The organism is Faecalicatena contorta, assembly GCF_022835095.1.
In the GTDB taxonomy this organism is placed as follows: Bacteria; Bacillota; Clostridia; order Lachnospirales; family Lachnospiraceae; genus Faecalicatena; species Faecalicatena contorta.
In genome coordinates this window covers 1,486,492-1,500,717 of sequence record NZ_BQNQ01000001.1, presented here as the reverse complement: position 1 = coordinate 1,500,717, position 14,226 = coordinate 1,486,492, and the positions used below count along the sequence as shown (strand labels likewise).

Here is a 14,226-nt window from a genome sequence, read left to right as displayed (position 1 = left end):
ATTATTATCCTCCATTATTCGGCCTTATATATCCGCCTATCGTAACTTCTGCACCATCTGCTGTATTTCTCAAATCAAATATAATATCGCCATTATATAAAAGCAGGCATCTTGCATAGGTATTAATCAATCCGAGTCCGCCTATTTCAAGCTGCATATTATCTTTGTTTTCTAATATTTTATTCCGTGTTTGTTCCATCTTCTCCTCCAGGTGTCTAAGTGTATCCTCTTCAAACCCCTGACCGTTATCATGGATTCTAACGTACCAATACTCGCCTTCCTGCCATCCGCTGATTTCTACCCGCATCTTTCCTGCACTGTTTTGGAATCCGTGATTGATACTGTTTTCTACGATTTGCTGAAGTGTTACTTTTGGTATAAGCTGTCCCTGAATCTCCGGGGCTATCTGCACAGAATATTCCAGCTTATGCTCGTAACGGACTTTTAAAAGATAAAAATACTGATTTAAATACTCCACATCCTCCGCAATCGTTGCCATGCGGCTTAAATTACTGGTAGAGTAGCGCAGCATGGCTGCCAGGCTTCCACACATTTCATAAATACTGTCATCTCCATTTGCAATTCCCCTCGCAGATATAATATTCAGCACATTATACATAAAATGAGGATTCACCTGTGCCTGCAAAGAATCAAACTGTGCCTGCAGGGACAAGGTGACCAGCTGCTTTTCTTTTACAATGGCTTTCTTCAACCGCTCTAACAGCTCCTGATAAGATACAGAAAGGGCTTCGATCTCATCATTTGGTGTATCAATCAGAACCTGACTGCTCAGATTATCCAACTTGGTATTCGTCATAACAGTACGCAGCTGTCTCAGCGGCTTCGTCAGAATTTGGGATAATGCAACCACAAAAAGCATAGATACAATAAAAAAGAGCAGTGCAATCAGAAAAGGGGTAAACTTATTATAGGAATAGTCCCATAGGTCTTTCATACTTTCCATGCACAGAACTGTAATTCCATATTTCTTAGAAGAGGCTTTTGCCACCAGTTGTTTATGCTCGGCATCCTTTACTACTTTGTTGCCCGGCTGCGCAAGTATTTCCTGATAATCCTCCTTTTGCAGTTCTTCCCTGCTGCTGAACAAAACGCCCGCATCATCGGCAAAGAGCATATAGTCAGTCTCCTCCTGCGAAACCTGAAATTCTGAAAGTTCTTTTGTTAAAGCCTGCGTCTCAATCCATCCAGCCCTGTACCCCTGCACTGCTTTCACCAGCGAATACACTTCCGGCCGTGTCTGATAGCCCCATACATCTTCATGGGCAGAAACTATTACAGGCTTTCCATTTCTCTTAGCTGCTTCTGCCAGATAGGGGAGTGTTTCCATGTCGATTGATTCAATTACCCGTCCCGATAAGGCATTATAGGTTGTAAATATATCTCCATTGGGGTTAAAAATAATCATACGGTAGCACGAGGATGTAACAAAATCTGTATTGATTTCCTTTTTTATATTGGCTCTGGCTTCCGATTCTAAGCGATTATCCACCCTTTCCTTCTCCTTTTTTCCCAGAATCATAATCCCATCCCGGATCATTGAATTGGAAAGGACATAATTCATAGATGCCTCCATCCTCCCAAGCCTTTCCTCCATCTGCGCAGTGATTTGATTAGCGGTAATCTGCAGATTATTCTTTTCCCGTTCTTCCTGAGTCTTAACCTCAATCCTCGAGAATTCGATTCCTAAGAAGAGTGCAAGCGCAAACATCAATATGGTATATCCTACTATCATCTTCGTCTGAAACCGCATGCACTCCTCTTCCTTTCTTTTCCCCCGTATACGCATAACAGATCCGCATACCGGTCATTTTCCCTATGTATTATCCTTTTACAGAGCCTGCCACCATTCCGTCTACAATGCGCTTATTAAAAATAATAAACAGAATCAGCATGGGAATGGTTATGACAATTACATCAGCAAACAGCATATTATAGGAACTTGAAAACTGTCCCATGAAATTATACAGAGTCAGCTGCACTGTTGCATTTTTATTTCCCGGCAGAAAATATAAGGGGTTGGTAAAATCATTAAATACGGTTACTGCATTTAGAATCACCACCGTTGCTGTAACAGGCTTCAGCAGCGGAAAAATAACGGAAGCAAACATCCGCCGGCGGTTACAGCCGTCAATATAACCGGCTTCCTCGAGTTCGACCGGTATAGAGCTCATAAATCCTCTGTACAACATCACTGTAAATGGTGTCTGCAGCGCAACCTCTACCATAATCATGCCGAACAACGTTTTGTATACGTGTAATGACTGCATCAGAGAGATTGTTGGCAGAATAGCCGGCGGTATCATTAGTCCCGCCATGATCACTGCATTAAACACCGTCATTTTCTTATCGTTCCGCCTTTGCAGAATATATCCGGACATCGCGCAGGTGATGACTAATATTATAACGGAGCATATTGTAATAATCAAACTGTTCTTAAATGCAGTCAGCACTATTCCATTATTGTAAGTAAGCACTTCCTTATAATTACTCCATTGAAACACCTCTGGCAGTGATAACGTAAGCTGATTTGCTTCCTTCCGGTCCTTCAGTGAGTTTGTAAGCATAAAGAGGAATGGAACGATGAAGATGAAAAAAGCTCCCAGCACCCCCAGTATATCTCCTATTATTAAAATACTTTTTTTCTGCTTCATACTATCCCTCCTCTCTCTTCAACAGAAATCTCTGGAGCGGATAGGCAATGACTGCAATCAGTATAAACATGATGACATTACCAGCTGTGGACAGTCCGTAGTACCCGGCCGCATACTGCTTATATATAACAGACGCCAGTACGTCTGTTGCAAATCCGGGTCCTCCTCCTGTCATTGCCCAGATCAGATCAAAGCATCGCAGTCCTCCTACCAGTGAAAGGATAATCACAGAATTCATAGCCGGGCGGATCAGCGGAATTACTATGTTTACCAGTCTCTGCACCCAATTTGCACCGTCAATCTTTGCTGCTTCATAATAGCTTGTATCAATGGACTGAATACCTGCAATATAAATGATTGTAGCAATACTGACGCCTTTCCAGACATCTGTAAATATCACACTGTAAAGTGCAAGATCTGCATTTCCGAGAAAGTCAACGGCACCGAATCCTGCTGCCTGCAAAATCAGATTAAAAAGCCCTTTTGTCGGATGCATCAACGCAGAGAAGGTAATGCCAATTGCTATTGTACTTACAAGATTTGGGAAAAAAACAACCGCCCTCAGAACATTTTTTGTCCTGATCTTACTTGTCAGAAATACCGCGATAAAAAATGCTAATATCACTTTCAATCCGCTTGTTAAAAACGCATAAATCAGAGTGTGTAAAATACTGCCGCTTAAGGAATGCTCGGAAAAAAACATTTTAAAATTTTCCAGTCCCACAAAACGGAAACTATTAAAATCCCAGACAGTCATACTATAAAATAATGATGATGCCAATGGTATTAAAAAGAAAACACCGAATATGATTATGGTTGGTACAAGAAACCATAACGTATAAATTTTCTTTTTATTCATGCTAATTTAATCCTCCCAATCCAGTCCCAGCTGAACGGCCTGTTTTTTGCAGTCCTCATCATATGCTGCCGCTGCCTCTTTCGCCGTACTCTGTCCCGAACCTACCTCCTGACAAATCTGCGGACAATTGGCACCTTTTACAGAAGTCATATACTCAAGAGCCGTTCTTGTTTTGCCACTGTCAAAATATGCCTGCATGTCATTTTTTACTGCTGAAAAAGCACTGTCCGGAAGCTCATAGTCTTTGATGCAGTATGGCCCGGTAGGCGGTACTACTTCAGCATAAGTATCCAGAGCTTCCTCTGACAAATAAAGCTCCATAAATGCCAGTATAGCATCGAGATTCTCTGAATTTTTATTGATATACATAGATGTGGATTCCCACACGGTCAGCCCTACATCTTCCGGATTCTCCCCCGGTATCGCAAATACACCCAGATCGTCCATTACCTCCGGATATAATGCATTAATTGCCGTAAGAGCCTGTGTCAGCATAGCCCAATGCGTACCCTCTCCGTTTGCCATCATTTCAACACCATCGTCATAAGTGGCAGCCAGATAATCTTCATTATAATATGGTTGTACATCCAACAGCTTCTGAAAGCTCTTTATGCCTGCATCTGTCGTTGCATATTTTGCTGTGCCCGCCTCAAACTCCTCTGCAAAGTCCGGGTTCTCAGCCAGAACATTATAGTTATCACCTACAAATAGAACCTGTGATGTCCAGTTGTCTCCGAACGTTCCAATCATCGCAGTCTTCCCGGCTGCTTCCAGCTTCTCGCAATTCTCCAGAAATTCATCCCATGTTTTAGGAATCTCCAGCCCCAGTTCCTCATAATCCGGCTTGTAATATATAATCGCCCCTGCCTGTGTTGATGTAAGAGGTACCCCATACACCTTGCCGTCTACCGTTACAGTTTCCTTAAATGTGTCATCCAGCTTCTCTGTAAACTTCTCGTTTGAAATATCATAGAAATATTCGGATGGATTTAATGCCTTAAGCAACGACCCCGCATTATACATACAGATATCTGACATTTCACCTGAAGCCAGACGGGTTTTCACAATATTATCTCCGTCCGAACCGCCCACATGCTCTTCTACCTCTACTGTCAGTCCCAGCTTTTCTTCTGCCATGTCTATGACAGCCTGATACCCGCCTTTTTCAACATCTGCATCGACAAAGAATGATAGTGTAACGCCATCAAATTCTTTCCCATTTCCACTGGGTTCATTATTCTTTTTACCGCTTTGTGAAGTCCCGCATCCTGCAAGTAATCCTGCCGTCATGGCACCTGTCAACAAAAGTGCACCGATTTTTTTCATTCTTCCTTTCATATCTTTATTCCTCCTTTTTGATAAATAAATATTATCATCTGACCCCCTCAATGTAACATAGAAAAATCAATACTATCGGATGGATATTTTAGCACAGCAAAGTATACTGTATTATTGAGTTTTATCTCTTTTATATCCGGTATACAATCCGGTATTCTCCGGAGCCGGCCTGTGCCTGCATCCTTCCATTTATTTCCTGGAAATCCAGTCCGTCCGCCTCCTGGATTTTTCGGGCTGCTTCTATCATGATGGTGCCTGTGGTATTAACTGGAATTTCTACTTCCAAAGTTACACTGTCACCATCCACGGACCATTTTGACCGTACCGTACCATAAATAGACTCATATACGCCTTCTGCGTAAGTAAATCCCCCGCCTGGATGCGGCTGGAAAATAGTATGACGGTAGCCTGGATTGCTTTCATCAATCTCAATTCCTGTACATACACGATAAAGCCATTCTCCTACCGCTCCATATGCATAGTGATTGAAAGAGTTCATATTTGGGCTCCACATAGAACCGTCAGGCTTGATTCCGTCCCAGTGTTCCCATATTGTAGTAGCCCCCATCCTTACCTGATACAGCCAAGATGGAAAATCATCCTTTAAAAGCAGGTCGTAATCTTCTTTTATATAGCCATTTTCACTCAAAGCATGACAGAAATACGGCGTACCTACGAAGCCCGTGACAAGATGTCCGTTCTCTTTTTCAAGAAGCTTTATGAGGCCTGCTGCCACTGCCTGTTTATACTCTTCCGGCACCAAGCCAAAATAAAGGCTGACAATGTGCGCGGTCTGTGTCTGGACAGTCATAGTACCATCAGGAAGGAAAAATGTCTTCTGGTATTTTCTTACAATTTTATTATACAGCTTTTGATATTCTTCCTTCTCCTTTGTTTTTCCAAGTACTCCGCAAATCTTCACGAACAGACCTGTCGTATAAGCGAAATAGGCTGTACAGGTCAGATCATTCGGTGTAGCGCCAAAATAACTGCCCTCCTCTGCATCCAGGGCAACCCAGTCTCCGAACTGCAGTTTATAATTCCATATGTAGTCTACTGCGTGTGCCCGCATAAATCCGATCCACTTCTTCATACTATCATACTGGATCTTTAGAATCTCTGTATCTCCGAAGGTCTGATACAGCACCCACGGCATAATGACGGCCACATCTGCCCAGGCTGCTGCCGAATGTGTTCCCTGTGACAACAGCCAATTGCTTTCCTCATATCCAGAAATGATATCCGGAATTACATGAGGAATGCCTCCCTCAGCTGTCTGGTCTGCCTCTACATCGCGCAGCCACTTTTTATAAAAATGATAGGTATTCATCAGATAACTAGCCGTACGGCAGAAAATCTGCGCGTCTCCGGTCCAGCCCAGTCTTTCATCCCGCTGCGGGCAGTCCGTTGGAATGTCTATAAAATTCCCCTTCATTCCCCATAAAATATTATGCTGCAGCTGATTGATATCCTGATTCGAACAGGTAAATTTCCCCGTCATTTCCATATCGCTGTGAACTGCATAAGCCGTAAAATTCTCAGTCTCGGGGTTTCCTGGATAACTAGTAATCTTTGCATACTGGAAGCCCTGAAAGGTAAATCTTGGGTGATAGGCCACTGTCTTATCTTCCGCAAAAATATACCTAATCTGCTGTTTAGCCCCATCCAGATTATCCGTATATACATTTCCATCCTTATCTAGCACTTCAAAACAGTTGAGCTCAATCATATCTCCCTTTTTGCCGGCTGCTGTTACACAAATCCAGCCTGTCAGATTCTGGCCAAAGTCAACGACCATATCCCCCTGAGGTGTCCGAAACACCCGTGTGGCAGGAAGTGCTTCTATTTCCGCTGTTCTTGCAGAGGGCTGTGCTGTCAGTACCTCCATATCAAACGGAATCTCCTCCGTCCTCTTCCAACCGTTTTCCTTTAGTCCCGGTTTATTCCAGCCTTCAACCTCTTTTGAGGCGTCATAGATTTCCCCGTCATATATCTCTGCAAAAATAACCGGCGAGTCCTTGCCCTTCCAGCTATCGTCCGTAACAACCATCTGCACGGTTCCATCCTCATACTGAATCATGAGCTGCCCTAAGAAAGCGCTACGGGACCCATAAATATTATAACGTTCGATGAATCCCATTTTGCCCTTATACCAGCCGGCGCCAAGCATTGCACCGATTGCATTTTCTCCCTCCTCCAGCATCCCGGATACGTCATAGGTCTGATATACCAGATGTTTCCTGTAAGATGTGAATCCCGGGGCAAGCTGATCCTTTCCAACCCGCCTTCCGTTCAGATACACCTCATATAATCCCAGCGCGGTGCTGCAAAGATAAGCCTGCCTGATTTTCCCCTGAATTGTAAACTCTTTCCTTACATACGTCCCCTTTGAGTTTCTTGCATCCTCTTCCGAATCCGCAGATATGAACTTTGCTTCCCATTCATTTTCTACCAATCCCGTCAGGAAAGACGCCGGCTCACTCCATGTGCTGATTTCTCCATGTTCTGTCCTGACTCTAACTCGCACATAATACTTTTTCAGCGATTCCAGTGCCAGTTCGGGTACATGATGCTGCGATTCGCTGCTGTACACTGTTCCACTGTCATAAAGACAGTTCCGGAATTGATCCTCCTCTGCTATCTGCAGCCGATAAGCCTCCTGCCTGACATCACGTTTATCGCTTTCAATCACCCAGCCCAGCTGCGGCATATGGGTTGTACCCTCTAAATTGTTCACATAATCCATCGTCAGCTTCTTTAGCCAAATCATGCCATTTCCTCCTTTTTCACGAACATAAGTGGGATTATACTAACATAAATGAACCTTATGATACATAGATAATCCAGCACACTTTCTGGACTGCCGGGAGATGCAGGGATTCCCCTTATAATGGCTATTTATACACTCATAATGAACTATTATAAGATTTTGCAGTATCTTGTCTTGTATTGCCGAAATCAAAGTGCTAGAATATATACACATCGGTAACTTTATCGCTTTAGTGGGGGAAAATAATATGTCATTTTTTAATTCTTTGAGTGAGCGGCAGAGGCAGCGTCTGTTTGGTATGGGCTACGCAACTGCAGGCTCTGTCATGTTTGCATTTGGACTGAATGTATTTATCATACCGCTATCTTTATATAATGGCGGCTTCATGGGAATCTCCCAGCTGATCCGTACCTTAGTGGTTAAAGTACTGCCCTTTTCTCTCGGGCAGACAGATATTGCAGGTATCATTTACTTTCTGATCAACCTGCCCCTGATCTATTTGGCGTGGAGTAAAATGGGCCGGATTTTTTTTGCACGTTCTATTATTACCATAATTATACAGACCGCAGCGCTCACCTTTATCCCGATTCCATCCAGCCCGGTCATTGACGATTACCTGACTGCCTGTGTCATTGGCGGTATTATCGCGGGAACCGGATCCGGCATGATCCTCCGGGGCGGCAGTTCCGGAGGCGGACAGGACATTCTGGGCATCTACTTCTCAAAAAAATTCCCTGGATTCAGCGTCGGCAAGGTCTCCATCATCATCAACTGTTTCGTCTACGGAATATGCCTCATGATGTTTAACATCGAGATCGTGATTTATTCTTTGATTTACGGCGTAGTATATTCCATCGCCTGCGACAGAGTACATATCCAGAATATTAATATGAGTGTCATGATATTTACCAAAAAGCTGGGCATCTCCCAGGCTATCATCGAACAGATGGGGAGGGGAGTCACCAACTGGGACGGAGCCGGAGCATATACAAATCAGGCCTCCTACATCCTGTTCGTTGTAATTTCTAAATATGAGGTCAGCCAGTTAAAACGAATTGTGCGGGGAATTGATCCCAATGCATTTATGATATTTACGGAAGGGTGTTCAGTATCCGGTAACTTTGAGAAGAGGCTTTACCCCTGACTTTAAGAAAAGACTATACCTCTGACTTTAAAAAGCAGCTTTATCTGATGGTAATGATTGAGACTGGCTGGCATCTTGATAATTTTAAACAGTATAATTCAATTACAGAATTGATTTTTTCATAGTAAAACCCCGGTCAGTAAATTTAGTATTGACCGGGGTTTTACTATTTTAATAATATAAGTAATTCTCATGCTGCATTGGTTTCAGCTTTACTGCACAAACTGCCGGTATCTGCATCTCCTCTTCCGGCAGACAGCCGCCGCATGATCAAAAAGTATGCCGCTGCTAGTGGGATACATGCCCCCGCCCATGCCAGCGGGTTGGCCCAGCATGCCCCCGTAAAGCCGACAGCCGCCGTCAGATATACCGCGGCAAATGTCCTCATAATCAGTTCCATCACGCCCGCCACAGTTGGCATAACACCTTTCCCCAGCCCCTGCAGGGTAAATCTGAAGATAAACAGCAGTGCCAGCACAAAGTACATAGCCCCGTTAATCTGAAGGTAAGTCTGAGCCATAGACTGTACCGTCTCTTCCCCTGCCCCAACAAAGAAGCCTGCCATTTGATAACCCGCAACTATATTCAGAAGCCCCACTGCAATACTGAATCCTACCGATATCAGGCTGCACTGCAGAACGCCTTTTTTAATTCTGTCTATCCGCCCTGCCCCATAATTTTGAGCCGCATATGTAGCCATTGTGGTACCAAAAGAATTCATAGGCTGACCGGCGATCTGGTCAATTCTCTGTGCCGCAGAAAATGCTGCTACAGCGGCGGAACCAAGCCCATTAAGCACGAACTGGAGCACCACAGCACCGATGGCGATAATCGACATCTGGAACCCCATTGGCATAGAGATCCGAAAGTGCTGTTTCATATCCCATGCGGATACCTTCCAGTCATCCTTCGTTAAATGCAGAATCGGCAGCTTCTTTTTGATATACCACAGGCAGAGCAGTGCAGATACCATCTGCGAGATAATTGTTGCCCAGGCCGCGCCGGCAACCCCCATCCCGCCGCCAAGTATGAACGCAAAGTCCAGAATAATATTCAGTACACATGCAATAACCAGGAATAAAAGCGGCGTCCGGCTGTCCCCCAGTGCCCGGATAATGTTGGATAAAAAATTAAATAGCATACAAGCTATAATCCCCCAGAATATTACGACAATATAGTCATATGCACCGTCCATAATTTCGGGCGGCGTATTCAGAAGTTCCAAAATCTTCCGGGCTGCTGGAACAGATACCGCTGTCAGCACTACCGTCACTGCAAGGCTGATCCAGGCTCCGGCGGCTACGCTTTTTCTGACCCCCTTCTCATCCTTAGCGCCAAACCGCTGTGCCGTAATAATTGCCAGTCCTGCGCTCACTCCCATTGCAAAACCGAGGATCAAAAAATTGATGCTCCCTGTGCAGCCTACCGCCGCCAGGGCATTGACCCCCAGGGTTCTTCCTACAATCAAAGTATCTACCATGCTATATAATTGCTGAAAGATATTTCCGATCAGCAAAGGAATCGTAAACATTACAATCAATTTTGCCGGGCTGCCTTCTGTCATCTTTTTCGTCATATCCATACCTCCTGTCGTTTTCTAAACATACTCTATTATAAGCATTAATTGAAAAAGCAGAATGTAGTTTCTTGTACAATGAATGTAGTATTTTGCCCGAATGACAATGAATATTTATACACAGATAGAGCAAGGGTGCTGCAAACCCATCATTCTGATAAATTTGCAGTACCCTCCTATAAAATAGAGAAAACCACATGTGTTTTCCTGCCACCGCTTCTGTTTAGTTAATCATAGAGATCTCACCTCATAGCAAATATCTCCATCGCCTCCTTACAATTCCTTTTCATAGCTTCTGTCCCATACTGCACAATATCATGGTACATAATCGGCGTATCCTTATCGCTCTCTATCAAAGAATAGCAGTATTTATAATGCCGCCCGCCTTTTTCGACAGGAATACACCCCGTTTGGAACTGGCTTGCTATCTTCTCCCCTCCAGCCATCGCCATATATGTATAGTAATTCACCTTTCGCACCCCGCTCTCAATCGCCATGCGGAATTCTTCCGGACTGACACCGGAGCCTCCGTGCATAACGACCGGAATGTCTACTTTCCTGCGCACATTTTTTACCACATTAAAGTCTAACTTTGGTTTTGTAATATACACTCCGTGGGTCGTCCCGAAGGAACAGGCCAGGGCATCTATCCCCGTCTCCTCCACAAAGAGCTTTGCCTGCTCCGGATCTGTATAAATCTTCTCTGGATCCGGCCCGTTTCCAGTTGTCCCTGCTCCGGTTTCCCGTTTTCCCATGCAGCCGATCTCTGCCTCCACAGAGGCCCCTGTCTGTGCAGCAAATGAAACAACCAACTTAGTATTAGCCATATTGACTTCAAATGGCTGAACCGAACCATCGTACATCACAGAGGTAAACCCGATGTTCAAAGCCTTACATACATATTCTAAAGTTTCCCCATGATCCAAATGCACGCACACCGGTACTTTTGCCCTCCCGGCAAGCTCCAGCATGATCGGCCCGATAATCTCAATCGGCATAATCTCCTCATGCACTTCCGCATGCTGGATCACCACTGGCACGCCCAATTCCTCTGCTGCGCCAATCACCGCCATAACCGACTCCAGATTCGGCGTGTTAAAAGATCCTGCCGCACATCTTTTTGCTTCACATAGATTTAATATCTGCTTCAGCGTTACTAACATTTTTGCTTTCTCCTTTCTAGTACATCGTATAATAATTAACTACCACATAAGCCGGCCTAATTTTACGATGTACTGGTGAGCAGCAGCTCATCTATATTTTAAACCCGCTCAAACATATGCACTTTCACCTGGTACGCTTTTTTCTCTCCCGGTTCTAAAAATTTCAGCATTCCGGTCTGTCTCATCACATCGCGCCCATCGGGATAGCAGTTGCCGCACTCCAGCCCCAGCACATAATCGCGGACTCCCATCATCTTCCATTCTACAAACCCATCCAGTTCCTCTGCGTCAAAGGTGATTTCCAGCCCTTTTCCCAGCTTTGGCTGGTAGATACCGGCTTTCCCGTTTCTATCCGGAAACTTATGGTAGTAACAGCGCTCCACATAGCCTGCCTCCGGCTTCATCATGTGCATCCAATTCCCGATATCCTCCGCGGCATGCTCATCCCGTGGCAGCACTTCGGCGGACGGAATCTCCAGTATGCTGTCCTCATCAAGCATCGGATAGCCCATATTCATATGATACAGAATCTCAAAGGGCTGCCTTGTATCTCCAGTATTCTCGATGGTATCCTGAATCGAAAATTCATTACTCCTAAGGCTGACTCTGATCTCTCTGGACATCCGCAGTTTCGGTGCGAAAATCCCCTCGTCCCTGATCGTCGCGTAAACCACCAGATCCCCCTCTTCTTCCAGCCAATATACCTGTTCTGCCGGTATATTAGCGATGGAACCATGCAGGGGCAGCTCTTCCCCCTCATCCGTGCAGGGAGAGCCGACCGCCTGCAGCCCGCAGGTAGTCAGATAGCCGGCAGTAAATGATTTCAGCCAGTTTGCCCCTGCCGCATCATAATACGCCGGAGCCACATAGCCGCAGGGCGAGAAGTAGGACAGATTAACCCCTTTGTAACGCAGCCGGGAGATGTCTGCACAGCGGTCCAAAACAACCGTCAGTTCCACCCCTTTTCCATTATTTATTTCCAGAAGGCGCATTCCATCGCCTTTACCGCCCACAAGGCGGTGTTCCTCGATTCCATACACTTGGGAATCATGACCGATATATGGGTTCATCAAAATTCTCCTTTCACACGGCACTTCAGACAATTCTAAGCTGCTTCCCTTTCATACCAAAGGACGCACTGCCTTATACAGCTGCCGGTATCTTTTATAAACTTCCCTGTACTTCTTCGTCATTTCCGGATTTGGAATATAGGTTTCGGTCTCCTCCACCATATGCGCCGCTGCATCCTCCAAATCCTGAAAGCATCCCACCGCAATTCCTGTCAGCATAGCGCTCCCCGCAGTTCCCGCATTTACAGTTTTTAGCGAAGTGATCTCCACATTCAAAGCATCCGCCTTCATCTGCATCCAGACTTTTGATTTTGCGCCGCCTCCCGTGGCATTCAGCCGTTTCATTTGAAGCCCCGCATCTTCCAGGCATTCCATATTCAACATCATTTCGTAAACAACGCCCTCCATACATGCGCGGTATATATCACTGACTGTAGACGCCGCCGTCACGCCCACGATTGCCCCCTTTGACCCGGTATCCATATAGGGCGTGGCCGCCCCTGCAAAATGCGGCAGAACCAATATTCCCGTAGGAGACTTGGGCATATCCTTACCGGCTGCATTTTCCAGGCATTCATGCTCTGCCTCATACAATTGCTCTAAAAACTCGTTCACCGAAATCCCCTGTGCCTCTGCCAGCTCTTTCTCCTTTTTAGCAAGCGTATCTGCACACCACTGAATCAGCGCTCCGCCGGTGTAAGAGAATGCATAGCAGACATATTTTCCCGGCAGCACATACGGTACAACCGCGTAATTCCCTTCATACATGACCTCCAATTCCGGAATACTGTCATAAACAGGTGTCATGCACTCGACCGTACCGGCGCCATCCACCGCTTTATCGGATGAAAACACCCCGGAACCCACAGCAGCAGCCACCTGGTCATGGCTCACAGATATGATCTGCGTCTCTTTGGAAAGGCCTGTTTTTAACGCAATTCCCGGCCGGATTCTACCGGCGCTGGTTCCCGTGGGCACCGGCTTTGACATCAGTTCCATGTCGATTCCCGCAAGAGCAAAGATCTCCCGGCTCCATTTCAACGCCGTAATATCAAATGCCATCGTCCTGGCCGCCAGAGAATAATCGATCTGAGCCCGTCCGGTCAGCGCAAACACCACAAAATCCTCCATCAGGAAGATATGCTCCGCCTGTTCATATATCTCCGGCCTGTGCCTTTTCATCCACATCATTTTGGAAATACTGTACATGACGTGCGGTTTTACCCCGGTAATAGAAGCAATGGTCTTCCCATCCATCTGCTCTGTCAAATAGCGGCACTCCTCTTCCCCGCGCGGATCCGTATACAGCATCGCCGGATGCAGGGGATTTCCTTCTGCGTCTGCCATAACAAAGGTCTCCCCAAAACTGGTCACGCCAATCCCCGCAATGTCCGGATGTGTATGCGTTATTGCATGGATCACCCCGAATACGCTCTCCATGATTGCAGCCGCATCAATCTCATGCACCCCATCGTTCCTTTTCGCAGAATAGTCCTGATAGGCCTCATCCAGATAAGTACCATTTTCATCAAAGACTGTCAGCTTACAGCCTGTTGTCCCGATATCCAGCCCCGCCACTTTCATAATCTTCATCCTCCCGCATCTATTTTTGTCCGCCGGCAGCCGCTTCCGTC

General features: G+C 45.6%; 10 protein-coding genes. 1 reads left to right on the top strand and 9 read right to left on the bottom strand.

The annotated features are described in order from the left end of the window. Positions 1-4: 4 nt before the first annotated feature. The 5 genes from MWG26_RS06635 to MWG26_RS06615 form a co-directional block, all read right to left on the bottom strand. The gene (locus MWG26_RS06635; RefSeq protein WP_244062709.1) at positions 5-1,753 is read right to left on the bottom strand and encodes a sensor histidine kinase; all 1,749 of its coding nucleotides are present in this window, start codon (positions 1,751-1,753) and stop codon (positions 5-7) included. An 88-nt stretch (positions 1,754-1,841) separates the two neighbouring features. Then, a complete protein-coding gene (locus tag MWG26_RS06630) occupies positions 1,842-2,672 on the bottom strand; it encodes a carbohydrate ABC transporter permease (RefSeq protein WP_117441204.1) in 831 nt (276 codons plus the stop codon). Position 2,673: 1 nt separating this feature from the next. Further along, on the bottom strand, positions 2,674-3,531 hold the full coding sequence (locus MWG26_RS06625; RefSeq protein WP_025655250.1) for a carbohydrate ABC transporter permease: 858 nt from the start codon (positions 3,529-3,531) through the stop codon (positions 2,674-2,676). A gap of 6 nt (positions 3,532-3,537) precedes the next feature. After that, positions 3,538-4,869, bottom strand: a complete 1,332-nt coding sequence (locus MWG26_RS06620; protein ID WP_025655249.1) for an ABC transporter substrate-binding protein — start codon at positions 4,867-4,869, stop codon at positions 3,538-3,540. Positions 4,870-4,999: 130 nt separating this feature from the next. Beyond that, a complete protein-coding gene (locus tag MWG26_RS06615) occupies positions 5,000-7,639 on the bottom strand; it encodes an alpha-L-rhamnosidase (protein ID WP_117441203.1) in 2,640 nt (879 codons plus the stop codon). Between the two features lie 247 nt (positions 7,640-7,886). On the opposite strand from MWG26_RS06615, the gene MWG26_RS06610 reads away from it, so the two are divergent. Then, positions 7,887-8,783, top strand: coding sequence for a YitT family protein (locus tag MWG26_RS06610; protein ID WP_025655247.1), 897 nt, complete (start codon positions 7,887-7,889; stop codon positions 8,781-8,783). 190 nt (positions 8,784-8,973) lie between these two features. Here MWG26_RS06610 and MWG26_RS06605 read toward each other — a convergent pair whose 3' ends face one another. The 4 genes from MWG26_RS06605 to MWG26_RS06590 form a co-directional block, all read right to left on the bottom strand. Beyond that, positions 8,974-10,359, bottom strand: coding sequence for an MATE family efflux transporter (locus MWG26_RS06605; protein WP_025655246.1), 1,386 nt, complete (start codon positions 10,357-10,359; stop codon positions 8,974-8,976). A 242-nt stretch (positions 10,360-10,601) separates the two neighbouring features. Then, on the bottom strand, positions 10,602-11,522 hold the full coding sequence (locus tag MWG26_RS06600; RefSeq protein WP_025655245.1) for a class II fructose-bisphosphate aldolase: 921 nt from the start codon (positions 11,520-11,522) through the stop codon (positions 10,602-10,604). A gap of 98 nt (positions 11,523-11,620) precedes the next feature. Beyond that, a complete protein-coding gene (locus MWG26_RS06595; protein WP_025655244.1) occupies positions 11,621-12,592 on the bottom strand; it encodes an aldose 1-epimerase family protein in 972 nt (323 codons plus the stop codon). A gap of 51 nt (positions 12,593-12,643) precedes the next feature. Next, positions 12,644-14,185: an FGGY-family carbohydrate kinase gene (locus MWG26_RS06590; protein ID WP_240285648.1), complete on the bottom strand. Its 1,542-nt coding sequence runs from the start codon at positions 14,183-14,185 to the stop codon at positions 12,644-12,646. Between the last annotated feature and the right edge of the window lie 41 nt (positions 14,186-14,226).